The 22197-nt window shown below is 61.2% G+C and carries 22 protein-coding genes and 1 pseudogene; 12 read left to right on the top strand and 11 right to left on the bottom strand.

Annotation, left to right across the window (positions count from 1 at the left end; genetic code table 11):
- Positions 1-78 precede the first annotated feature (78 nt).
- The 5 genes from HBO05_RS23745 to HBO05_RS23725 all read left to right on the top strand — a co-directional run bounded on the left by HBO05_RS23745 (position 79) and on the right by HBO05_RS23725 (position 5215).
- Positions 79-2484: a TonB-dependent receptor gene (locus HBO05_RS23745; RefSeq protein ID WP_172314241.1), complete on the top strand. Its 2406-nt coding sequence runs from the start codon at positions 79-81 to the stop codon at positions 2482-2484.
- Between the two features lie 204 nt (positions 2485-2688).
- Complete coding sequence (locus HBO05_RS29390; RefSeq protein WP_262380943.1) at positions 2689-3519, top strand: hypothetical protein; 831 nt, start codon at positions 2689-2691, stop codon at positions 3517-3519.
- Positions 3520-3743: 224 nt separating this feature from the next.
- Positions 3744-4091, top strand: coding sequence for a hypothetical protein (locus HBO05_RS23735; protein WP_172314239.1), 348 nt, complete (start codon positions 3744-3746; stop codon positions 4089-4091).
- A gap of 172 nt (positions 4092-4263) precedes the next feature.
- Positions 4264-4611, top strand: a complete 348-nt coding sequence (locus tag HBO05_RS23730) for a hypothetical protein (protein WP_169957017.1) — start codon at positions 4264-4266, stop codon at positions 4609-4611.
- Positions 4601-5215, top strand: a complete 615-nt coding sequence (locus tag HBO05_RS23725; protein ID WP_169957018.1) for a type III secretion effector protein — start codon at positions 4601-4603, stop codon at positions 5213-5215. The genes HBO05_RS23730 and HBO05_RS23725 overlap by 11 nt, the downstream gene beginning before the upstream one ends.
- A 13-nt stretch (positions 5216-5228) precedes the next feature.
- Here HBO05_RS23725 and HBO05_RS23720 read toward each other — a convergent pair whose 3' ends face one another.
- The 10 genes and pseudogenes from HBO05_RS23720 to HBO05_RS23675 all read right to left on the bottom strand — a co-directional run bounded on the left by HBO05_RS23720 (position 5229) and on the right by HBO05_RS23675 (position 13525).
- Positions 5229-6380, bottom strand: coding sequence for an MFS transporter (locus tag HBO05_RS23720; protein ID WP_170043192.1), 1152 nt, complete (start codon positions 6378-6380; stop codon positions 5229-5231).
- A 137-nt stretch (positions 6381-6517) separates the two neighbouring features.
- A complete protein-coding gene (locus HBO05_RS23715) occupies positions 6518-7180 on the bottom strand; it encodes a carboxymuconolactone decarboxylase family protein (RefSeq protein ID WP_169957020.1) in 663 nt (220 codons plus the stop codon).
- 181 nt (positions 7181-7361) lie between these two features.
- A complete protein-coding gene (gene codA / locus HBO05_RS23710; RefSeq protein ID WP_169957021.1) occupies positions 7362-8597 on the bottom strand; it encodes a cytosine deaminase in 1236 nt (411 codons plus the stop codon).
- Between the two features lie 102 nt (positions 8598-8699).
- Positions 8700-9968: a cytosine permease gene (gene codB, locus HBO05_RS23705; RefSeq protein ID WP_170043190.1), complete on the bottom strand. Its 1269-nt coding sequence runs from the start codon at positions 9966-9968 to the stop codon at positions 8700-8702.
- 182 nt (positions 9969-10150) lie between these two features.
- A pseudogene (locus HBO05_RS23700) lies at positions 10151-10297 on the bottom strand (DNA mismatch repair protein MutT); the annotation flags it as partial.
- Between the two features lie 67 nt (positions 10298-10364).
- Entirely contained in the window at positions 10365-10721 is a 357-nt protein-coding gene (gene queD / locus HBO05_RS23695) for a 6-carboxytetrahydropterin synthase QueD (protein ID WP_003190259.1), read from the bottom strand.
- 140 nt (positions 10722-10861) lie between these two features.
- Entirely contained in the window at positions 10862-11257 is a 396-nt protein-coding gene (locus tag HBO05_RS23690) for a hypothetical protein (RefSeq protein WP_169957023.1), read from the bottom strand.
- 301 nt (positions 11258-11558) lie between these two features.
- Positions 11559-11771 (bottom strand): helix-turn-helix transcriptional regulator, encoded by a 213-nt coding sequence (locus tag HBO05_RS23685; RefSeq protein WP_172314237.1) that lies wholly within the window; start codon positions 11769-11771, stop codon positions 11559-11561.
- Between the two features lie 3 nt (positions 11772-11774).
- Complete coding sequence (locus tag HBO05_RS23680) at positions 11775-12356, bottom strand: hypothetical protein (protein WP_172314235.1); 582 nt, start codon at positions 12354-12356, stop codon at positions 11775-11777.
- An 89-nt stretch (positions 12357-12445) separates the two neighbouring features.
- Positions 12446-13525, bottom strand: a complete 1080-nt coding sequence (locus HBO05_RS23675) for a patatin-like phospholipase family protein (RefSeq protein WP_170043188.1) — start codon at positions 13523-13525, stop codon at positions 12446-12448.
- A gap of 159 nt (positions 13526-13684) precedes the next feature.
- Between HBO05_RS23675 and HBO05_RS23670 the strand changes: the two genes are divergently transcribed.
- The 7 genes from HBO05_RS23670 to HBO05_RS23640 all read left to right on the top strand — a co-directional run bounded on the left by HBO05_RS23670 (position 13685) and on the right by HBO05_RS23640 (position 19977).
- Positions 13685-13993, top strand: coding sequence for a PepSY domain-containing protein (locus tag HBO05_RS23670; protein ID WP_172314233.1), 309 nt, complete (start codon positions 13685-13687; stop codon positions 13991-13993).
- On the top strand, positions 13993-14307 hold the full coding sequence (locus HBO05_RS23665; RefSeq protein WP_172314231.1) for a PepSY domain-containing protein: 315 nt from the start codon (positions 13993-13995) through the stop codon (positions 14305-14307). Before HBO05_RS23670 ends, HBO05_RS23665 begins: the two co-directional genes overlap by 1 nt.
- The gene (locus HBO05_RS23660) at positions 14307-14975 is read left to right on the top strand and encodes a response regulator transcription factor (RefSeq protein WP_169957029.1); all 669 of its coding nucleotides are present in this window, start codon (positions 14307-14309) and stop codon (positions 14973-14975) included. Before HBO05_RS23665 ends, HBO05_RS23660 begins: the two co-directional genes overlap by 1 nt.
- On the top strand, positions 14972-16291 hold the full coding sequence (locus HBO05_RS23655; RefSeq protein WP_169957030.1) for a sensor histidine kinase: 1320 nt from the start codon (positions 14972-14974) through the stop codon (positions 16289-16291). Before HBO05_RS23660 ends, HBO05_RS23655 begins: the two co-directional genes overlap by 4 nt.
- Before the next feature lie 203 nt (positions 16292-16494).
- Positions 16495-17448 carry a TAXI family TRAP transporter solute-binding subunit gene (locus HBO05_RS23650; RefSeq protein ID WP_172314229.1) on the top strand — a complete coding sequence of 318 codons (954 nt, stop codon included), beginning with the start codon at positions 16495-16497 and terminating at the stop codon, positions 17446-17448.
- An 88-nt stretch (positions 17449-17536) separates the two neighbouring features.
- Positions 17537-19564: a TRAP transporter permease gene (locus HBO05_RS23645; RefSeq protein ID WP_172314227.1), complete on the top strand. Its 2028-nt coding sequence runs from the start codon at positions 17537-17539 to the stop codon at positions 19562-19564.
- Positions 19561-19977: a DUF1850 domain-containing protein gene (locus HBO05_RS23640; RefSeq protein WP_172314225.1), complete on the top strand. Its 417-nt coding sequence runs from the start codon at positions 19561-19563 to the stop codon at positions 19975-19977. Before HBO05_RS23645 ends, HBO05_RS23640 begins: the two co-directional genes overlap by 4 nt.
- A gap of 7 nt (positions 19978-19984) precedes the next feature.
- Here the strand turns inward: HBO05_RS23640 and HBO05_RS23635 are convergent, their stop codons facing one another.
- A complete protein-coding gene (locus HBO05_RS23635; RefSeq protein ID WP_172314223.1) occupies positions 19985-22132 on the bottom strand; it encodes a methyl-accepting chemotaxis protein in 2148 nt (715 codons plus the stop codon).
- Positions 22133-22197 lie beyond the last annotated feature (65 nt).

Genomic DNA, 22197 nt, shown 5'->3' with positions numbered 1-22197 from the left:
GTTTTTTCCGAGTTCTTCGTCTTCTTGTCCAACTGCAACTGGTTTGCATTAACAGCCGCGCTTTCCTGGGATTACGACGTGAAAAAACTCGCTGCGAACAACAATAAAACCTGGCGCTGGGCGCCCCTGGCCCTGGTATTGGCGATCAATGCCGCACTGCCTGCGGCCTATGCCGACGATGCCATCCATATCAATGCCCAGCCTTTGGGCGCGGCGCTGAGCCAATTGGGCCAGCAAACCTCGCTGCAAGTGTTTTTCAGCCCGCAGATGGTGGCAGGCAAACAAGCCCCGGCCGTCGATGGCAACCTGTCGCCGGAACAGGCCTTGCGCCAGTTGCTGCAAGGCAGCGGCCTGGAGTACCAGATCGATTCGGGCTCGGTGACATTGCATCCGGCCTCCAAGGGCACTGGTGAAGCGGGCTCGCCCCTGGAGCTTGGCGCGACCTCGATCAAGGTCGTGGGCGATTGGCTGGGCGATGCCAATGCCGAAGTGGTGCAGAACCATCCCGGCGCGCGTACGGTGATCCGGCGTGAAGCCATGGTGGAGCAGGGCGCGATGAATGTCGGCGACGTGTTGCGCCGGGTTCCCGGGGTGCAGGTGCAGGAGTCCAACGGCACCGGCGGTAGCGATATTTCCCTCAACGTCGGTGTACGTGGCCTGACGTCGCGCCTGTCGCCACGCTCCACGGTCCTGATCGACGGTATTCCTGCGGCGTTCGCGCCCTATGGCCAGCCCCAGTTGTCGATGGCACCGATTTCCGCCGGCAACCTGGAGAGCATCGACGTGGTACGCGGCGCTGGCTCCGTGCGTTATGGACCGCAGAACGTCGGCGGCGTGATCAACTTCGTGACCCGGGCGATCCCCGAGACCTTTTCCGGTGAGGTCGGCACCACCCTGCAAACCTCTTCCCACGGTGGCTGGAAACATGTCGACAACGCCTTCATCGGTGGCACCGCAGACAATGGCATTGGCATGGCGCTCCTGTATTCCGGGGTCAATGGCAACGGTTATCGCGACAGCAACAATGGGAACGACATCGACGATGTGATCCTCAAGACCCACTGGGCGCCGACCGATCAGGACGATTTCACCCTCAACTTCCATTACTACGACGCCACTGCCGACATGCCCGGCGGCCTGACCCAGAAGCAGTTCGACGCCAACCCTTACCAGTCGGTGCGCGACTGGGACAACTTCAGCGGCCGGCGCAAGGATGTTTCGTTCAAGTACATCCGCCAGATCGACGACCGTACCCAGGCGCAAGTGCTGACTTACTATTCCGACAGCTTCCGTGGCAGCAACATCGCCAACCGTGACCTGGCTACTATCGGTTCCTATCCGCGTACCTACTACACCTTCGGTATCGAGCCACAGGTGTCCCATGTCTTTGACCTGGGGCCCACCAGCCAGGAAGTCAGCGTGGGCTACCGCTACTTGAAAGAAGGCATGCACGAACAGGCCACACGCCTGAACCTGACCAATAACGTCCCTACGCCGGGGCCGCAGAGTGATGGCCATGTGTACCAGGACCGCACTGGTGGCACCGAAGCCAACGCGTTCTATATCGATGACAAGATCGATGTGGGCAAATGGACGATTACCCCCGGTATCCGCTTTGAAAGCATCCGCACCCAATGGCATGACCGCCCGGTACTGGCACTCAATGGCACTCCCGTCCAGGAGAAGCGCCGCGAGATCAAGAACAACGAACCGCTGCCGGCACTGAGCGTGATGTACCACGTCTCCGACGCCTGGAAACTGTTCGCCAACTACGAAACGTCCTTCGGCAGCCTGCAGTATTTCCAGCTGGGCCAGGGCGGTAATGGCGACCAGACGGCCAATGGCCTACAACCGGAAAAAGCCAAGACTTACGAGGTCGGCACCCGCTACAACGACAATGTGTGGGGCGGCGAAGTGACGTTGTTCTACATCGACTTCTCCGACGAATTGCAGTACGTCAGCAATGACGTGGGCTGGACCAACCTGGGCGCCACCAAGCATGCGGGTATCGAAGCCTCTGCCCGCTACGACCTGGCCAACCTTGACCCGCGCCTGGATGGCCTGAGCGCAAATGCCGGCTTTACCTACACCAAGGCGACCTCCGAAGGTGATGTGGCCTTCAAGGGGCGTGACCTGCCGTTGTACTCGCGGCAAGTGGCAACCCTGGGCCTGCGTTATGCGGTCAACCGCTGGACCCATAACCTGGATGCGTATGCCCAGTCCGGGCAGCGGGCGCCAGGTACCACCAGCACCTATATCACCCAGCCGACTGCGGACGGCCAGTACGGTGATATCCCGGGGTATGTGTCGGTCAACGTGCGCAGTGGCTATGACTTTGGCGCGCAACTGTCGAACCTGAAGCTGGGCGTGGGGGTGAAAAACGTGTTCGACCAGCAGCACTACACCCGGTCCAGCGATAACAACTCCGGGATCTACCTGGGTGAGCCCCGTACGTTCTTTGTGCAGGCGAGCGTGGGGTTCTGACGCGTGCTTCCTACGATCCTTCTGACGAAAGCGAAGGGTCGTAGGGACGCGTTTCCTACCTTTATTTTGTGATTTTCTGCACTTTGCGGAACCGAACTCCGTAGGCCTGCCACACACCTTCAGCTCATCGTGTGCGGGCACCCATTGTCTGGGTGCCTGGGACCGTGAGGTGAACTGTGTCAACAAGCCGCACTGGAGAACATTATGTCGGTAACTGCATTCAATCAGCCTGTCGTCAAACTACCGAATGACGCCACACCTCAAGGGGCTGAGGCAAAGGCCAGCACCTCGGGCGCTGCGGCGCCGGCCGCCGGGGCAGCCTCCAAGGGGCCCAGTTTCAGCGGGCCGCAGAGTCAGTCGGGGCCGGTGTTCGCAGCACCGCAGCCGATGGCACAGGGCGATGCAGCTCGGGGGGCTGCGCCTGCGTCCTATGGGGGGCCGCCGCCAAGGCCTGTTGCGCAGAAGCCTGATCCTATCTACTCAAAACGCAGCCATGATCAGTTGGCCCAGCAACTGCTGGATAACTTCCAGTCGTTCAAGGATCCGAGCAACCCGTCCTACATCACGCCCCAAGGTCTGAAAGACAAGGCACAGATGCCCCTGACCGGCTACTCGAGCAAGGATCAGGACACCCGGCTGGCCAGGGAGATCCTGAAACGTCCGGACCTGCTCAAGGCGCTAGACCGTGACGGTCGTACGGGGGCGCTGGATGCCCAACTCACCCGACAAAACATTTATGACGTCATACGCTCGGACAACCCGTTGAAGTTCAAGGACGACGCACAGCTGGCCAAGGACATGCTGAATAACTTCAATCAGTTGAAAGGAAATTTCTGGAACAAAGACATCAAGTTCGCCGATCTCGATGCCAAGGCCCAGCGCCCGCTGACGGGTGACCCGTACCGGGACCAACTCACCCAACTGGCCAGGGAGGTCAATAACCGCTCGAACCTGCGCCAACAAATGGACAATACGGCCAGCCCCGATTATGACGGCAGGATCAGCAGACAAGCCTTGAAGAAGTTGTCCCGTTAAGCCGCGGGTATTGCAGCGCAAGCATAGAACCGGGATGGGCCGCGAGTATTACGCGGTGTTTCCCGGTTCGGCCATTAACGATGGCAGGGCTGGCTGAAAGTGCCAGCGTCCGCTCATCGCCTGCCACTTCAATGAACAGGAACTGTTTTCAGCGGTCTGCCACATAGCTTGTAACTGACGGCCTTTATGACGCCGACGGTTTCACTCAAAGAGAGGGTGTTGACATGACTTCTACGTCGTTTGGAACTCAAACTCCTGGCTTGCCACAATCCCTTCTTGCACCACCTTGCGAAACCCGCGCGCAGTGCCCACGTTTCGATGCTCAGCACCAGGGCGTGGCTGGCGAGGGAGGTGCCGAGGTTCAGCGAGCGAAGGGTTTTTCCGCACAGTACACATTCAAGGCCCCGGCGGCGGATGACTTCGCCAAAGGCATGCTTGCTCACCGAGCCACCGCGACGCCAGGCTCTGATGTGTCGACAACGGCGGGTACCACGGTGGGGTTGATCAATGCAATAAAGGCCATGCTGGGTGTTTCGAAATCCGTGGCATTGCCGCCCCAAAAACCTGACTGAAGCCGCGCCCAGGCCCCCTCCGTTGTTTACATGTAGTCATCGAAAATGATCGACCGCCCCGGAACCATTGCCGGTGCTTGGCCACATACTTTGCGCTTTTTGGAAACCACCCTTGTAGTGACGGTGGTGATAGCCGGTCTGAGTATGGATCTAGAAAAGGTGGATATGAAACATGGCAATTGACGGTGGGGTACCTCTCCTGCGGCCTGATGTTACGAGCCGCCATGATGCGATACCGGATGACGCACAACAGAAAGCTCATGCTGCTTCAATCGAGAGCACGCCGCGTGGGTGGCAGGTTGATAATCAGCCTCTGCCCAGCACGATTCGATCTTCGGGTTTCCGGCGCCCCTTGCGGTGGGCCACGCCTGACGAAGTCACTCTGCATCATCAGGAACTCAGAAACACGCCTTCGGCGCGTACCTCCCATATGAACCCCTATACCCAATTGCCGGATAGCCAGTTGGTGAAGGCCTTGGGTGATCATTTTTCCGTGCTGGAAAACTTTCATGAAAACTGAAGGCTTGAAACTGGTGGCGTTGCGACGGATCGCGGGTGAAAAAATGACGGACACACCAGCGCTCAATAACGCCATTCTGCTGGCCAAGGCCCTGCTCCAGCGCCCGCGACTGATCGACGCGATCCTCGACGAGGAGGGCTTGATTACGCGGCAAAGCCTGTCCAAAGCGGTACAGGGAGTGTTTGGCAACAGCGACCCGAATGCCTTCAGTTCGGATCCCTTTCACGCCAAGACCAACGTCGAACTGGTGCAGGCGTTCAGGGCGGCATTTGATGAACTGCGTGACAGGTCCCGGGATCGCACGGGCTTTTTCGAGAGCGTCGGCTACGTGCAGATCGAGCGGCTTGTTTCAATCAGCAAGGACCCGGACGAAACGGACCAGGAAGGCGCCGTTATCCGGGACCCCGTCACGGGGTTAGCGAAAAAAATGTACAGCGAACAACTGGTGTACATGTCAAAAAACCTGGTGGACCGCCCCAGGCTCTTGAACTCGCTGGAACGCATCCATTCTGGCTGGCGACGCCTTTACGGCAGCCATTACCAGAAGGGCTGGTTGAGCAACAAGGACCTGGACGGCTGGCTGGAAAACAACAAGACCCTGTAGGGTCTTGAGCGCGTTACACCCGCAGGATTTTCCCGCTGATCGCCACCCCCAGCAGGAGCGCGGCGATCAACACAAAGGCCACGCTCAAGCTGCTGCCATGGGCGATAAAGCCGATCAGCGCGGGGCCGGCGAGAATACCGGCATACCCCAAGGTGGTAATGGCGGGCACTGCAATATGCTCCGGCATGACGGTTTGCTTGCCGACTGCGGTGTACAACACCGGGACGATATTGGAGCAGCCGGCGCCTACCAGGGCATAGCCCAGCAGCGCGGTTTCCCAGGCTGGGAGCAGGGTAGCCAGGAGCATGCCGGCAGTGGCCAGCAAACCGCCGATCACGATCACCCGTTTGGCCCCCAGGCGACGCACAATGGCATCGCCGGTCAGGCGTCCGATGGTCATGGTCAGGGCAAATGCCGCATAACCCAGGCCCGCATAGGCTTCGTCGAGGCCGCGTTCGTCACTGAGGAACACCGCGCTCCAGTCGAGCACGGCACCTTCTGCCAGGAACACGATAAAACACAGGCAGCCGATAAACAGCACTACCCCGTGGGGGATGGCGAAGGCGGGGCCGGAGCTTTCGCTGCCGTAGGGCAGCAAGTGCGGGGCCGCCTTGAGCAGGGCGGCCAGGGTAATCACGATGACCACCAGGGTGGCCGACAGCGGTGACAGCCCCAAGCCCAGCAACGCGCTGACCCCCGCCGCCCCGACAATCCCTCCCAGGCTGAACAACCCGTGGAAGCCCGACATCATGGTTTTGCCACTGGCCCGTTCGACGATCACCGCCTGCAGGTTGACGGTGGAGTCCACCGTGCCCAGGCCCGCACCAAACAGAAACAATCCTGCCATCAGCAAGGGTATCGAGCTGACGGTGGCCAGCATCGGCAAGGCCACGCAGAGCAGGAGCGTGCCGGCGCTGAGTACGCGCCGGCAGCCATAGCGTGAAGCCAGCGCGCCGGCCACCGGCATCGCAATGATCGAGCCCACCCCCAGGCACAACAGCAATAGGCCCAGGGTGCCTTCGTTGAGATTTGCGCGGGCCTTGGCATAGGGCACCAGAGGCGCCCAGGCGGCAATGCCGAAGCCGGCAATAAAAAACGCGATACGGGTCGACATTTGTTCCAGGCGCCCGGGAACCACGGGCGCAGGGGTGGGAATGGCAGTCATGAAAGTCCTTGGTTTTTGCGTTCAGCGAACGATGTCCGGCGCGACATCCTTGCACATCAGGCCCTGTGGAGCGAGCCAGGTTCCCTTGGCGATCGCGAACTTTCCTGCAGCAGCAGCGGATACTGCTGGCCTTCGGGTCAGGTGGTTGCCGGCAGATACGCCCTGACTTGCACGACGTCGGCGCCGTCGACGCGCACCACGACCGTGCCACGGGGCGTCGTTTCCTGGCCGATGTAGCTCTCTACCATTACTCGGTCCGCAGCCGTGGCTTGCAGCGATAGCTTATGGGGTTTGCGCAGCAGCTTGCGAGCCTGGGCGTCCACCGGGAATGAGGGGTGGCCGCGGCGCACACTGTCGCAAAACGCTAGCGCCACGGCGCGGGGTGTCGGTGGTGGTGGCGAGGGCAGGTTGGCCCCGGCGAACAGCAGGTTGAGTTGATCGGCGGTGGCGACGGCGCGCGGGAAGCCGGTAAAGGCCGAGGCGACCAGCAGCAGTTCGGTCAACTCCCCAGGCGCCAAGCCTTGGGCCAGGCTGGTCTTGAAGTGCACGCTCAACGGTGGGCCGACCATGCCGGCGGCGACGATCGCGGCAAAAATCGCCGCTTCCTGCAGGCGCGGATCGAGGCCCGGGCGATCATGCAGATAGCCATACACCACGCCGACCGCCAATTCGCCCAGGGCCGGTGCGGTATGGAACAACGCATCCAGGCGTGCGCCGCCATCAGGTACCAGCTCAATGAACGTTTTGCGGCCTTCGCGGTAAAGCGTTTCAACGGGACTTTGCGGGGCAAGGGTCTTCATGGTGCATCCTCCGAGAAAATGAGGACGGCGTTTGCTCGACTGCGCACGGACTTCGGCCTGATGAAAACGTCCATCCAGGGGAACTAGGAGTGTAGGGCGAGTGGCTGTTTTTGCCAGGGTCATGCACACCAATGGTGCAGGTGGTGTGCGGTGTCGGCGATAGCGTGCGAATGGGGCTGACCTACATAAACTCCACCTGCGCAGGCTGGCGCTTGATCAGCACCTTGCCATTACGGATCGAATACAGCGCCAGGCCCTGGCTGCGAATCACTTCATAGTCGCTGTTTGCCGACAGGATCAGCAGGTTGGCCGGCCGCCCGGGTTCCAGGCCGTAGCGGTCGCCCAGGGCCATGGCTTGGGCACTGTTGTCCGTGACAAGGTCCAGGGCTTTTTGCAGGTTGCTGTAGCCGAGCATATGGCAGATATGCAGCCCGGCTTCGAGCACTCGCAGGATATTGCCGTTGCCCAGTGGGTACCACGGATCGACGATGGAGTCCTGGCCGAAGCACACGTTCATGCCGGCTTCCAACAGCTCGTTGACCCGGGTCACGCCCCGGCGTTTCGGGAAATTGTCGAAGCGGCCCTGCAAGTGAATGCTTTCGGTGGGGCAGGACACAAAGCTGATGCCAGAATGCCCCAGCAGACGAAACAGCTTGGCGCAGTAGGCATTGTCGTAGGAGCCCATGGCCGTGGTGTGGCTGGCCGTGACCCGGCTACCCATGTCGCGGCTGCGCGCTTCTTCGGCCAGCACTTCGAGAAAGCGCGAATGCGGGTCGTCGGTTTCATCGCAATGCACGTCCACCAGGCAGCCCGTACGTTCGGCCAGGTCCATGAGGAATTTGACCGAGCTGACCCCTTGGTCGCGGGTGTACTCAAAATGGGGAATGCCGCCCACCACATCGGCGCCCAGGCGAATGGCTTCTTCCATCAGTTCGCGGCCATTGCGGTAGGACTCGATGCCTTCCTGGGGAAACGCCACGATCTGCAGGTCGATCAGGTGGCCACTCTCCTGGCGCACTTCGAGCATGGCCTTGAGCGCCGTCAGGTCCGGATCGGTGACGTCGACGTGGGTGCGCACATGCTGGATACCATGGGCTGCCAGGGCCTGGATGGTCTGCTTGGCACGGGTCTTGGTGTCGGCCTGGGTGATGGTGGCCTTGCGCTCGCCCCAGCACTCGATCCCTTCGAACAGCGTGCCGCTCATGTTCCAGCGCGGCTCGCCGGCAGTGAGGGTGGCGTCGAGGTGGATATGCGGCTCGACAAACGGTGGCACTACCAGGTTGCCAGCGGCATCCAGGTCGTCCGGCCCCAGGGGCGGCGTGACGGTTTGTGGGGTAATGCTGGCGATCCGGCCATGTTCCAGGTGCAGATCATGCAGGCCTTCACGGTTGCGCAGGCGGGCGTTGATGATATGCATGGGCAAGTTCCTCTTGGGCAAACAGCAATCAGGCAGACAGCCGCCAGATCATCAGCGCGACGCCGATGTCCGACGGTCATTGGAGTGTCGGGGCTCTCAGGCTCATGCCTGGATGTCAGCCAATGGTACGCGCACCCGTAGGGCGGCAGTGAGTGCAATGTAGGTAGCGGCTGCCGCGATAATCCCCACCAGGGGCGCGACCCATGGCGAGCTGAACGCCAGCACCGTACCCACCGCATAGGCAATCAGCCCCGGCCAATTGAAGGCCGGCAAGCGCACGTCTGCCAGCCGTGGATAGTGACCGCGATAGCGATAGAAGAAGTCGGCCATGATCACCCCGCCAATCGGTGGTATCACTGTGCCCAATAAAATCAGGTAGGGCACCAGCATGTCGTACATGCCCAGCAAGGCGAGCAGGGTGCCGATCACGGCGCCGACCAGGGTTACGGTCTTGCGGCGTTTGGTGCGCAGCAGGTTGCAGCCGGCGACGGCGAAATTGTAGATGGTGTTGTCCTGGGTGCTCCAGATATTGAGCAGCAGCATGGCCATTGCCGCCATGGCGAAACCTTGCAGCAGCAATACTTCCACCACATCCGGTTGCTGATAGACGATGGCGCCGTAGGCACCGATCAGCACCATCAGGCCGTTGCCGACAAAAAAGCCGATCAGGCTGGCCAGCACCGCGACCTTGGCCGAGCGGGAAAAACGCGTCCAATTGGTGGCCTGGGTAGCACCGCTGACAAAGGTGCCGAACACCAGGGTAATGGCCGTAGACAGATCCAGCTCCGCGCTGGGCACCACCGCGAGCAAACCTTGCAGCCCGCCGACTTTTACGGTGGCCACCCACATCGACAGCAACAGCAGCAGGCCCATGGCCGGGACGGCAATGTAGGAGAGGATTTCCAGCCCCCGGTAGCCCACGTAGGCCGTGGCGCAGAACACCAGGCCGAACAGCACCATCAGTGCCAGTACGCTGCCCTGGCCCAATTCGAAATATTTGCCCAGTACCACGGCCGCCGTGGCGGTACCCCAGGCGTACCAGCCAATCTGGGTGAACCCCAGGATCAGGTCACTTAATTTGCTACCCACTTCGCCAAAGCAGAAACGCCCCATCAGCACCGAGTTCAAGCCGCTCTTGAAGGCGATATAACCCAGGCCTGCGGCGTAGATACCCAATAGCAGGTTACCCAGGGCCACGACACCGAGCATCTGGGTAAAACTGAAGGCCACCCCCAGCTTGCCGCCAGCAAACATGGTTGCGGTAAAAAAAGTGAAGCCCAGCAACACCATGGCCGTGGAGCCAAGGCCCTTGCGTGCATGCATGGGCACTTCGCTGAGAGGGTAATCGTTGCCCGGTTCGTTCTGCGTCATGTGCCGTTCCCCTGTGAGTGACCCAGGGCTTGTTGCAGCGCCCGTGCCAAGTGGGGGCTGTGCAGGTTGCACAGTGTTCGGGCGCGGGGAAGGGCAGGAGGCTGGGATTGCTTGTTGGTTAGGCCCAGCCAGGCACAAAAGCGGTGCAGCGGTGATACAAGTTGGATCACCGTGCCAGGGTGTCAGTCGAACAGGGTCTGGCTGATTTCGCCGCGGTGAAAGGCGAAGGCTGCTGCAAGATCACTCTCGATGGTGCGCCCGCGTGATGGCGGTGGCAGGTCGTCGAGTCTGAAGAAACCAACGTCGGTGGTTTCAAAGCCTGATGCCATGGTGGGCTTGCTTGGTGTACTTCAAGGCCTGGTTTTAATCGCTGTTGCCACCGAGCACAGCAGCGAATTACTCACCGCGATAAATACAGCCACTGGTGCAGGTCTCATGGATGCGAATAGCGCTGAGTTCCGGCAACAACGGCTTCAACTCATTCCAGATCCACTTGGCCAGCACTTCGCTGGTAGGGTTTTCCAGGCCGGGTATGTCGTTGAGGTAGTTGTGGTCGAGGCGCTCATAGAGCGGCTTGAAAATCGCCTTGATCTCCGAGAAATCACGGATCCAGCCGGTATGCGGGTCGAGGTCGCCGCTCAGGTGGATGGCCACCTTGAAGGAGTGACCATGCAGGCGCCCGCATTTATGGCCTTCGGGGACGTGAGGCAAGCGGTGGGCGGACTCGAAGGTGAACTCTTTGAAAATTTCCACGGTATGACCTGTAAGGCAGGAGTTTCTAGGGCGGTGTGCGATTGTCAGGGTCGGGTGAGCGCTTGATGGGCCCAGGCGACCGACGTGGCGCGCATTCTAACCTGTTTATCGGGCGACCTGGCGTGGTGCGTAAAGCACGGTTATTCCTGGGACCATAGCGTAGTACTGACCTTGACCCCATCCCCGCAGGCCAATGAACTCTGCGACCCGCGGCGCTCCAGTTCTGCGTGCGCACGAGCACACTGCACCTGGCCTTGGGCGGCTGCATTATCAATGCTGATATTGCCGGTGGTTTCGGACACCAGGTCGCCGTTTTTCTCCACCCGGATCAATGGCCGTTCGGGCTGGATTTCAAAGCGGCTTTTCGTCGGCTCGGTGTTCAGTGCCAGGTCGGTGGGGGCTGCCGGCAACTGGTCTTCGGTGACGCCATAGCGAGTGAGAAGCGAGAGATTGGGCAAGTCCTGCGCGTTTGCGTGGCCGGCCGCCAGAAGCAGGAACATGCCAAGGCTATACAGTTTTTTGCGATTAGAATGCATGGTTGTATCTTTCCAAAGTTGTTTCTTGATGGGCTGGATTGAAGAACAACTTGTTGTTATCGCAACCACGTTTAGGGCAGGGAGTATTCAACCAGAAAGATGAGCCGTAGCGGTTGCCGAACTGCGTGCCTGGTTCATAAAACTTGAACGAGGAAGGGTCGTAACTGCTGTTACTACAGCCAGTAATCAGGGCGATAGTGAAGAGGCCCAGGAACTTTATGGGTGTCATAGGGGGGAGGTCCGCGTTAAATTGATCAGTATCTTACAGGGTTGCCCGCAAGCCAGGCAGCCCATTCCAGAGCTAGGCGTCTTCGCTCTCGAACTCCAGCAAGTCGCCTGGCTGGCAATCCAGGGCCATACACAGCTTGTTCAGGGTTTCAAGTTTGAAGCCTTTGATCTTTCCATTTTTCAATAGCGACAGATTGGCTTCGGTAATCCCAATGGCATCTGCCAGTTGGTTGGAGCGAATCTTTTTCTTCGCCATCATGACGTCCAATCGAATAATGATTGTCATGGGTTAGATGATGCTTTTATTTTCATCGTCGATAACTTTTGATTCGGCCACTATCAATGAGAATGCGCACAGAAAGATGCCTTGTATGATTGCATAGATGGCTGCGGATGATACACCCACACTGAGGCTGAATGTGCGCTCGCCAGGCGGCATTTCAATCGCCAGGGCCAAGCCTTGCAGGGTGGAAACAACCGGTGCCAGCAGTGGGGTAGCAATGAATAGGAGGCCCATCCACCACAGGATCTTGATATTGGCCTCGGTCCAGATGTGCCCCTTGGAAAGGCGCATGAAAAAGATCCCGGTCAGCACCAGCGCCAGCACTGTAAGGCTGATCGGCAGCATTTCCAGGGCCAGGACCAGGCCCATGATCCAGGGGGCCGGTTGGTAGCCAGGGGCTAACAGCGAAGGCATTTGCTCGCCGTAGGCATTGAGATACTCCGCCAGGGCGGTGGGATAGTCGAAGATCCAGTACAAAATCGGCGCGCCGAATTCGATCAGCGCGACCGACCACGCCAACAGTGCGGCAAACGCGCCTATGGACCGCAGCCGGGTGTTGGTAGAGATGGTATGCAGATGATTGCTCATGGGTCGATCCATACGGGGTTGATGGAAGAATAATCCATGAATAATTATCGAATTACAATAATTTTTTTCGAAAAAACAGTGGCCGATGCTTAGAGTGCAATCAAACGCTCACCCAATCGACCGCTATCGGCCAGTTCAAGGAATTCATCGCCCAGCCGCTGGCTCTCATTCATCGCGGTTTGCCAGTACTGATTGCGCCGGGTGTCGTCCCCCATAAAGCGCTTGAAATCGCTGCGATCCGGCAATTTGCCGTAGGGCAGGCGGGCCAGGTAGTCCCGTGAAGGGGCCACCAGCAATACATCGCGCAAACCCTGCGGACTGCTGCGCCGCCACGGCAGGCTCTTGTCGAACCAGCCGGGGATGACTCTGTCGGTGAAGTGCGGGTACAGCACAATGTCATCACCGTGGTAGGGCAGGTCGAGGTGGTAGTCCAGCAGGCCGCCATCGCGATAGGTGCCGGCACCGGCGCCCGGCAAGTCGCGCACGCCTTGCATCACCATGGGGATCGAGCCGGACGCCAGCAAGGCCTGGCGCAGGTTGCCCAGTTCCAGGTCGAGGAAGCGCGACGGGAAATCCTTGAGTGGGTGCAGCGGCGGGGCCTGGCGCGGGTCGTGGATGATCAGCCGCTCAAAGTGCCGCGACAGTCGCGCACGGCCGCGCAAGTTGTCGGCGATCACCGAAGACAGGCCCAGGCCCAGGCGCCCACGGTGGTCATCGGCGAGCAGGCCATGGCTTTTGACCACCACGATATTCAGGCGATAGTGCGGGTTATCCAGCAGCGTTGCATCGCGCCCGGCCAGCAAGTCATCGAGCATGCGCTGGCAGCTCTGGCTGACCTCGGCCATGGTCACGCCCTTGGCAAAACGTTGCTCGTTGTACAGGCGACCGAGGTCGAGCAGGCCTTGTACCGGGTCGGGCAGGCAGGCACTGGCAAAGCGCCAGGAGCCGATCGATGCGCCAATCAGCGCGCGCTCGCGGGGCGCGCGTGCCAGCCAGTCACCGAACAACGCCAGGTCCAGGCCCTGAATGCCCAAGGCCTTGGGGCCCCCGGCCGCGCCGGGCAGAATCCCCACGTCTTGAGGTTTGAGGCCGTGCTCGCGAATGCGTGTAAAGGCGCGCTGGCCAGCCTTGAGCGTCAGGGCTGGGAACTTGATGTGGATGGCCGTCATACCGATCTCTGTGCAGGCGGGCAGGGCAGTATAGGAAATTTCCCCAGGGGGCTGGCAAGGTGTTGTGGGACAATTGCCATAGTGGCAATTCAGTTTCAGTTAAGTTGCGCGTCGTACTGTGGGGGCCGTAGGTAAAACATTGTGAAATGGAGACTTGTCATGAAAAACCTCACAGCAATTGTCGCCGCCAGTATCATCGCCCTGACCACCGGCCTGGCCCAGGCGCGGGACCTGGGGCCGGATGAAGCGCTGAAATTGCGTGACGCTGGTACCATCCAGTCCTTCGAGAAGCTCAATGCCGCCGCCCTGGCCAAACATCCAGGTGGCACCGTGCATGAATCCGAACTGGAGCAGGAATACGGCAAATATATTTACCAGGTTGACCTGCGCGATGCCCAAGGCGTCGAGTGGGATGTGGAATTGGACGCTGTCACCGGGCAAGTCCTCAAGGATCATCAGGATACGTAATGAAGGTAAATCTACGCACCGGCAGTCGATTGGCGCTGGTGCTCATGGCCTTTTGCTCGGTGGTGGCTGCCCGGGACCTCAACCAGGATGAAGCCCTGGAACTGCGCCAGCAGGGGGTGATCCTGTCCCTTGAACAACTGTTGCAGCAGGCCATGGCGCGGCATCCCGGCTCCCGGTTGCTGGAGGCCGAGCTTGAGAGCAAACACGGCAGCTATGTCTATGAAGTGGAACTGGTGACCACCGATGGCGTGGTCCGGGAAATCAAACTGGACGCGACCACTGGCGCACTGCTTAAAGACGAGGAAGATGACTGATGCGCCTGCTTCTGGTGGAAGACCACGTACCGTTGGCCGATGAACTGCTGGCCGGGCTCAAAGCCCAGGGTTATGCCGTGGATTGGCTGGCGGACGGGCGTGACGCGGTGTATCAGGGGCGCAGCGAGCCCTATGACCTGATCATCCTTGACCTGGGCCTGCCCGGGCTGCCTGGGCTTGAGGTGTTGAGCCAATGGCGCGCCGCCGCCCTGGCGACGCCGGTATTGATCCTCACCGCCCGCGACTCCTGGGCCGAGCGCATCGAAGGGCTCAAGGCCGGGGCCGACGATTACCTGAGCAAGCCGTTCCACCCCCAAGAGCTGTACCTGCGCATCCAGGCGTTGTTGCGCCGCTCCCATGGCCAGGCCAACCAGCCGACCTTGCAGGCGGCAGGCTTGCATCTGGATGAAGGCCGCCAGTGCGTGATGCGCGACGGTGCCGAGGTGCAACTGACCGCTGCCGAGTTTCGCCTGTTGCGTTACTTCATGCTGCATCCCGAACAGATCCTTTCCAAAAGCCACCTGGCCGAGCATTTGTATGACGGTGAGACCGAGCGCGACTCCAATGTCCTCGAGGTCCACGTCAACCATCTGCGGCGCAAGCTGGGGCGCAGCGTGATTGAAACCCGGCGCGGCCAGGGTTATCGCTTTGGCGCCAGCCCCGCGTGAGGTCGATCCAGCGGCGGTTGAGCCTGGGGCTGATCAGCGTGATGGTGATCGTCGGCCTGGTGCTGGCACAAACCAGCCTGTGGCTGTTTGAAATGGGTTTGCAGCGCTACCTGGAGTCGGGTTTGCGCAATGACAGCGAAAACCTGCTGGTGGCCCTGGTGCGCGGCCCTGGCGGCGTGCAACTGGATGAGCAGCGCTTGTCACCGGCCTATCAGCGGCCGTTTTCCGGGCACTATTTCCGTATCGACTTCAGCGACCACCACTGGCGCTCGCGCTCACTCTGGGACCAGGAACTGCCGCAACTGCCCCAGGCCGGCCTGCAGGGCAACCTGCAATTGGGCCCGGAAGGCCAGCAACTGCTGGTGCTGCGTTCGGACTACAAGCGTTTCGGCCAGTCGATTTCCATCAGCGTGGCCCAGGACTACACGCCCGTGCGGGAAAGTTTCCGCCTGATGCGCCAGGTCGGCCTGGTCCTCGGGCTGGCGGCGTTGCTGCTGATCCTGATCCTGCAACGGGTCACCGTGCGCCGGGCCTTGCGCCCGCTGGAAACCGCGCGCGAACAGATTGCGCAACTGCAACAAGGCCAACGCTCACAACTGGACACCCAGGTGCCAGTGGAGCTGGAGCCGCTGGTGGCGCAGATCAACCACCTGCTGGCCCACACCGAAGACAGCCTCAAGCGCTCGCGCAATGCCCTGGGCAACCTCGGGCATGCCCTGAAAACCCCCCTGGCGGTACTGTTGAGCGTGGCCTCCAGCGAGCAGCTCAAGGACCAGCCGCAACTGGCCAAGCTGCTGCGCGAGCAATTACAGCAGGTGCAGCAACGCCTCAACCGCGAACTCAATCGCGCGCGCCTTGCCGGTGAAACCCTGCCCGGTGCGCTGTTCGACTGCGACAGCGAATTGCCGGGCCTGCTGGCGACCCTGAACATGATTCACGGCGAGCACCTGGACCTGAGCTACCACGTTCGCCCCGGCCTGCAACTGCCGTGGGATCGCGAGGACTTGCTGGAGCTCTTGGGCAACCTGCTGGACAACGCCTGCAAATGGGCGGATGCCGAAGTGCGGGTGAGCATTGACGAGGCGCCCCACGGTTTTCAGTTGCGGGTCGAGGATGACGGGCCGGGGATTCCCGAGGCCCAGCGCACCCAGGTGTTCAGCCGCGGCACCCGCCTGGATGAACAGACCGATGGCCACGGCCTGGGGCTGGGGATCGTGCGCGATATCGTCGAGGTATGGGGTGGCACATTGCAGTTGCACGAGAGTGAACTGGGCGGCCTCAAGGTGCTGATCGAGCTGCCCCGACGCCAGGTCTGATGGCACCTTGCTTCCGATCTGTAGGAATTTGCAACAAGGCTTTTCCTGTAACGCCTGGCTGGGACTATTTCGCTTATAACAGCCGCCTGGCTGGCCACGTCGAGCGGGTTTTCCCGCTCGCAACCCATGGCATCTGTCAGAGCACTTGTCAGCCGGGCACTCGCTTGCTCGGCACCTAATAAGAAAGATAAAAGGTGACTCCCATGCGAATGACCAAGCGTTTGTGCGTGTTTGCTGCTGTCGCAGCCTTTGCCGCAAGTACGGCGGCACTCGCCGCTCCCACATTTATCAACGTGCTGACTGGCGGCACCAGCGGCGTGTATTACCCGATTGGCGTGGGCCTGTCGCAGCTCTACAGCAACGGCATCGAAGGGTCGAAGACCTCGGTGCAGGCCACCAAGGCTTCCGTGGAAAACCTCAACCTGCTGCAAGCCGGTCGCGGCGAGCTGGCCTTTGCCCTCGGTGACTCGGTAGCTGATGCCTGGAATGGCGTAGAGGACGCTGGCTTCAAGGCTCCGCTGCAAAAACTGCGGGCGGTTGCCGGTACCTATCCCAACTACATTCAGATCGTTGCCAGCCAGGAGTCCGGCATCACCACCCTGGCCGACCTGAAAAATAAGCGCATCTCCGTCGGCGCGCCGAAGTCCGGCACCGAGCTCAACGCCCGCGCAATCTTCAAGGCGGCTGGCCTGCGCTACGAAGACATGGCCAAGGTCGAGTTCCTGCCTTATGCCGAGTCTGTGGAGTTGATCAAGAACCGCCAGCTGGATGCCACCCTGCAGTCTTCGGGCCTGGGCATGGCGGCGATTCGTGACCTGGCGGCGACCCTGCCGGTCACCTTCGTTGCCATTCCTGCGGATGTTATCGCCAAGATCGGCAACGCGGCCTACCAGGCCGGCACGATCCCGGCGGGCACCTACGACGGTCAGGCCAGCGATGTATCGACAGTGGCCGTCACCAACCTCCTGGTCAGCCATGACGGTGTGCCCGATGACGTGGCCTACCAGATGACCAAACTCATGTTCGACAACCTCGATCGCCTGGGTAATGCCCATTCGGCCGCCAAGGATATCCAGCTCGAAGGCGCGGCCAAGGGCCTGCCGATCCCGCTGCATCCAGGCGCCGAGCGCTTCTACAGGGAAGTGGGCGCCCTATAGCCCACGTGCCAGGGCTACCAATAAAGCCTGCGTACACCGTACGCCAGGTTTTATTGGCCTATCGACGTTGTAATGTGGGAGTGCCTCCATGAGTGAGCAAGACCAAAGCCTCGCCGCCAATCCCAGGGATTGGCCCCGAGCCCTGTTCTATGTCGGGCTGTTGTTTTCCACCTTCCAGATCATCACCGCCGCCTTCCACCCGGTTTCCAGCCAGATTCTGCGGGCCGTGCACGTGGGCTTCCTGTTACTGGTGGTGTTTATGTGTTTTCCGGCGCGGGGCAGGGCCCAGCCCTGGCAACCGCTGGCCTGGCTGCTGGGGCTGGCCGGGATGGCCACGGCGTTCTACCAGTGGTATTTCGAAGCCGACCTGATTCAACGCTCCGGCGACCTGACTGGCAGTGACATGTTCGTCGGCCTGCTACTGATCGTGCTGGTATTTGAAGCCGCGCGACGGGTGATGGGCATTGCCCTGCCGCTGATCTGTGCGCTGTTCCTGGCCTACGGCCTGTTCGGCCAGTACCTGCCGGGCGACCTGATGCACCGTGGCTACGCCATCGACCAGATCGTCAACCAACTGGCCTTTGGCACCGAGGGGCTGTATGGCACGCCGACCTATGTTTCAGCCACTTACATCTTCCTGTTCATCCTGTTCGGCGCGTTCCTCGAACAGGCCGGGATGATCAAGCTGTTCACCGATTTCGCCATGGGCCTGTTCGGCCACAAGCTCGGTGGCCCGGCCAAGGTTTCGGTGGTGTCGTCGGCGCTGATGGGCACCATCACCGGTTCGGGCGTGGCCAACGTGGTCACTACCGGCCAGTTCACCATCCCGTTGATGAAGCGCTTTGGCTACAAATCGGCGTTTGCCGGCGGCGTGGAAGCGACCTCGTCGATGGGCAGCCAGATCATGCCGCCGATCATGGGCGCAGTGGCGTTTATCATGGCCGAGACGATCAACGTGCCGTTCTTCGAGGTGGCCAGGGCCGCGCTGATTCCGGCCTTGCTGTACTTCGGCTCGGTGTTCTGGATGGTTCACCTGGAAGCCCGGCGCTCCAACCTGTGTGGCCTGCCCAAGAGCGAATGCCCCAACCCCTGGGCGGCGGTCAAACAGCGCTGGTACTTGCTGATACCGCTGTTGGTGCTGATCTACCTGCTGTTTTCCGGGCGCACACCGTTGTTCTCGGGCATGGTCGGCCTGGCACTGACGTCCATCGTGATTCTTGGTTCGGCGATCATCCTGCGTGTTTCATCCAGGGTCATGCGCTTGGCCTTCTGGATTGCCCTGGGCGTGCTCTGCGCGGGGTTCTTCCGGCTGGGTATCGGCATGGTGTTCGGGGTGGTGGCGCTGCTGGTGGCGGTGTGCTGGTTTATCAAGGGCGGCCGCGACACCCTGGGCCTCTGCCTGCATGCGCTGGTCGAAGGCGCGCGCCATGCCTTGCCGGTGGGCATCGCCTGCGCCCTGGTGGGGGTGATCATCGGCGTGGTGTCGCTGACCGGGGTGGCCTCCACCTTTGCCGGCTATATCCTTGCCATCGGCCAGGACAGCCTGTTCCTGTCGCTGCTGCTCACCATGCTCACTTGCCTGGTGCTGGGCATGGGCATCCCGACCATTCCCAACTACATCATCACCAGTTCGATTGCCGCCCCGGCCTTGCTCGACCTGGGGGTGCCGCTGATTGTGTCGCACATGTTCGTGTTCTATTTCGGCATCATGGCGGACCTCACGCCACCGGTGGCGCTGGCCTGTTTCGCGGCGGCGCCGATTGCCCGGGCAAGCGGCCTGAACATCAGCCTGTGGGCGATCCGCATCGCGGTGGCCGGGTTTGTCGTGCCGTTCATGGCGGTGTACGAGCCGGCGTTGATGCTCCAGGGCGACAGTCTGCTGGCCACACTGTATGTGGTGGCCAAGGCGCTGCTGGCCATTGGCATCTGGGGCGCGGTGTTCACCGGTTACCTACAGACTCGGCTCAGTGGGTGGGAACGCATGCTGGGCTTTGCCGCCGGTGCCAGCCTGATTCTGGCGACGCCGTTAAGCGATGAAATCGGCTTCGCCCTGGCCGTACTGTTGATCGCACAGCACTGCTGGCGTGCTCGCCGAGCTCAGGTGGCCACTGCGTGATCGGCCTGTGCCTGGGGTTGGCCGGCGCGGTCTGGGCACAAATCCCCACGCCAGCCTTCACCCTGGCCTGGACCCATACCGTTGAGAAAGTGCGCTGGGAGGAGGACTACCGCGTAACGCCCGAGGGATTGCTGCTGGGCGAGGCGCGGGTCAAGGGTTCCGGGGCAGGCATGGAAATCCCGCACGGCGCCGAACTGCGCGAGGGCAGTTGGCATTACCGGCGTCAGTTGCCGCCTGTGCAACCGTTACGTGTGGGGCGAGCCCCCGAGGCCGGGGATTATCAGGTGTGCTTCAACCAGCGCTGCCACTGGCTGAGCGCCTGGCTCGGCCCGCCACACGCGAGCCGACCGGCGCTGGAGCTGTGGGGGTGTGAGCTGGATGTTGCATCCAGCGCCAGGCCCCGCGCATTTTAAGGCGCCATCAGACTCGGAACTGGTCCATCAACCCCTGTTGCTGATTGGCCAGGCTGTTCAGCGTCTGGCTGACCCGCGCCGATTCATTGGCCTGGCCTGACAGCGATTCGGTCACGTCGCGAATCGTCGCCACGTTGCTGTTGATCTCCTCGGCCACCGCGCTTTGCTGTTCGGCGGCGCTGGCGATCTGCAGGTTCATGTCGCTGATCACAGTCACGGCGTCGCCGATCTGGCGCAATGCCGTGACGGCCTGGCCCACCTGCTCGACACTGCCCTGGGCCTGGCGGTGGCTGTTGTTCATGGAACTCACCACTTCCTGGGTGCCGTTTTGCAACTGTTCGATCACTTGGCGGGTTTCTTCCACCGACTCCTGGGTGCGCCGCGCGAGGTTGCGCACTTCGTCCGCCACCACCGCAAAACCGCGCCCGGCCTCACCGGCGCGGGCGGCTTCGATGGCGGCGTTGAGCGCCAACAGGTTGGTCTGTTCGGCAATCGCGCGGATCACTTCCAGCACTGAACCGATCTGCTCGCTATTGGCCGCCAGGCCTTCGACCTGGGCCATCGCCGTACTCATGTCGGCGGCGAGGTGGCCGATGCTGGTGGTGGTGCGGTCGATCACGGTCAGGCCTTCGCGGGTGGCCTGGTCGGCATCGCGGGCGGCTTGTGCTGCCTGGGCGGCGCTGCGCGCGACATCCTGGGCGGTGGCGCTCATTTCGTGGGAGGCGGTGGCCACCTGATCCACCTGGCGGTACTGCTGGTCCATGCCGGCGCTGGTCTGGCTGGCTATTGCCGCCGATTGGTCGGCGGTGCTGCGCGCGTCCTGTACCGAGCGTTTGACCTCGGCAATGATCGGTTGCAGTTTGTCGAGGAAGCGGTTGAACCAACTGGCCAACTCGCCCAGCTCATCGCGCTTGTCGTAGGCCAGGCGCCGGGTCAGGTCGCCTTCGCCGCTGGCGATATCCTCCAGCATACGGGCCACGCCGAGGATCGGCCGGGTCACGCTGCGGGCCATCAGCCACACCAACAGCAAGCCGACGATGGCGGCGAGCAGGCCCAGGCCCAGTTCCAGCAGGGTGCCTTTGGTGTTGTCGGCATCCAGCTCGGCCTTGAGGGCTTGCGCGGGGCCGATCAGGACTTTTTCCGGCACATCCAGCAACACGCCCCAGGACTTGCCATTGGGAATGGGCTGGAAGGGGGCCAGGACCTTGAGTTGATGATCGGTACGCAGGCTGTAGGTCTGGGTGCTGCTGGCCATGGCGCTGATCAGTTGCGCGCCGCTGGCGGTATCCACGCTGTCCAGGCGCTGGCTGAGCTTGCTGGCATCCGGGCTGTAGCCGGCGAGCAAACCCACCGGGCTGATGATGCTGACGTTGGTCTGGCCGTCATACAGTTTGCGGCTGGCGTTCTGGCTGACGGCCTGCAGGCTGTTGAGGTTGATGTCCACCGACAGCGAGGCGATGACTTTGCCATTGACCATGAGCGGGAACACGATGCTGGTCAGCAATACGTTGTGCCCGTCGATCACATAGAAGTACGGCTCGATCACACACGGCTTGAGCGTGCTGCGCGGGCAGGTGAACCAGGTGTTGGCCTTTTCGCCGCTGGGGCCGACGCTGGTGTCGGACATATCGCTTTCCGGCAGCGCCATCGAGGTCAGCGTGCCGGGTGTCGGCTGCGACCAGTACAGGGCAAAGCGTCCCTTTTCATTGCTGCCCAGCTCCGCCTGGCCGGCGAACAGCTCATCCTTGCCATCCAGGGCATTGGCTTCAAAGACCAGGGACAGGCCCAGCAGGTCCGGGTTGGCTTGCAGGGCAGCCTTGACCTGGCGGGTCAGGTCCTCACGCAGGTCGAAGGCATCGAGAAAGCGCTTCTCGGCCTGTTCGCGCAAAAACAGCACCTGGCGCGAAAAACCATGGCCGTACTGATAGGCGTCCATAAATTGCTGGCGGATGCCCAGGGCCTGGACTTCACCCTGGGCTTCGATGCGCGATTGGGCCGCGACATTGAGCATCTGCGTGCTGGAGGTCTGGACCCTTTGTGAGCTCTGGTCCATCCGATACAGCGACAGACCCACCAGCAGGGTCACGATCCCCAACAGACAAAGGCCGGCGAGGAGGGTGATTTTCCATTGAATGGACAGCTGCCTGAGCGACATGGAGATCCTTAACCTTTCGTTACGACAGAGATGATCCGTTGTATCGGCCGCGTGGTTTTTTTCTT

Origin of the sequence: Pseudomonas sp. WS 5079 (assembly GCF_012985465.1) — a bacterium.
Lineage (GTDB): Bacteria > Pseudomonadota > Gammaproteobacteria > Pseudomonadales > Pseudomonadaceae > Aquipseudomonas.
This window is presented reverse-complemented; position numbering and strand designations above follow the sequence as displayed.

Bases quoted from the DNA above. Each gene is read 5' to 3' on its own strand.
- codB (WP_170043190.1), bottom strand. From the start codon at position 9,968: ATGACGCAGAACGAACCGGGCAACGATTACCCTCTCAGCGAAGTGCCC.
- HBO05_RS29390 (WP_262380943.1), top strand. From the start codon at position 2,689: ATGTCGGTAACTGCATTCAATCAGCCTGTCGTCAAACTACCGAATGAC.
- HBO05_RS23670 (WP_172314233.1), top strand. From the start codon at position 13,685: ATGAAAAACCTCACAGCAATTGTCGCCGCCAGTATCATCGCCCTGACC.
- HBO05_RS23660 (WP_169957029.1), top strand. From the start codon at position 14,307: ATGCGCCTGCTTCTGGTGGAAGACCACGTACCGTTGGCCGATGAACTG.
- HBO05_RS23685 (WP_172314237.1), bottom strand. From the start codon at position 11,771: ATGACAATCATTATTCGATTGGACGTCATGATGGCGAAGAAAAAGATT.
- HBO05_RS23720 (WP_170043192.1), bottom strand. From the start codon at position 6,380: ATGACTGCCATTCCCACCCCTGCGCCCGTGGTTCCCGGGCGCCTGGAA.
- HBO05_RS23730 (WP_169957017.1), top strand. From the start codon at position 4,264: ATGGCAATTGACGGTGGGGTACCTCTCCTGCGGCCTGATGTTACGAGC.
- HBO05_RS23725 (WP_169957018.1), top strand. From the start codon at position 4,601: ATGAAAACTGAAGGCTTGAAACTGGTGGCGTTGCGACGGATCGCGGGT.
- HBO05_RS23665 (WP_172314231.1), top strand. From the start codon at position 13,993: ATGAAGGTAAATCTACGCACCGGCAGTCGATTGGCGCTGGTGCTCATG.
- HBO05_RS23690 (WP_169957023.1), bottom strand. From the start codon at position 11,257: ATGCATTCTAATCGCAAAAAACTGTATAGCCTTGGCATGTTCCTGCTT.
- HBO05_RS23650 (WP_172314229.1), top strand. From the start codon at position 16,495: ATGCGAATGACCAAGCGTTTGTGCGTGTTTGCTGCTGTCGCAGCCTTT.
- HBO05_RS23735 (WP_172314239.1), top strand. From the start codon at position 3,744: ATGACTTCTACGTCGTTTGGAACTCAAACTCCTGGCTTGCCACAATCC.
- HBO05_RS23715 (WP_169957020.1), bottom strand. From the start codon at position 7,180: ATGAAGACCCTTGCCCCGCAAAGTCCCGTTGAAACGCTTTACCGCGAA.
- HBO05_RS23680 (WP_172314235.1), bottom strand. From the start codon at position 12,356: ATGAGCAATCATCTGCATACCATCTCTACCAACACCCGGCTGCGGTCC.
- HBO05_RS23635 (WP_172314223.1), bottom strand. From the start codon at position 22,132: ATGTCGCTCAGGCAGCTGTCCATTCAATGGAAAATCACCCTCCTCGCC.
- codA (WP_169957021.1), bottom strand. From the start codon at position 8,597: ATGCATATCATCAACGCCCGCCTGCGCAACCGTGAAGGCCTGCATGAT.
- HBO05_RS23675 (WP_170043188.1), bottom strand. From the start codon at position 13,525: ATGACGGCCATCCACATCAAGTTCCCAGCCCTGACGCTCAAGGCTGGC.
- HBO05_RS23645 (WP_172314227.1), top strand. From the start codon at position 17,537: ATGAGTGAGCAAGACCAAAGCCTCGCCGCCAATCCCAGGGATTGGCCC.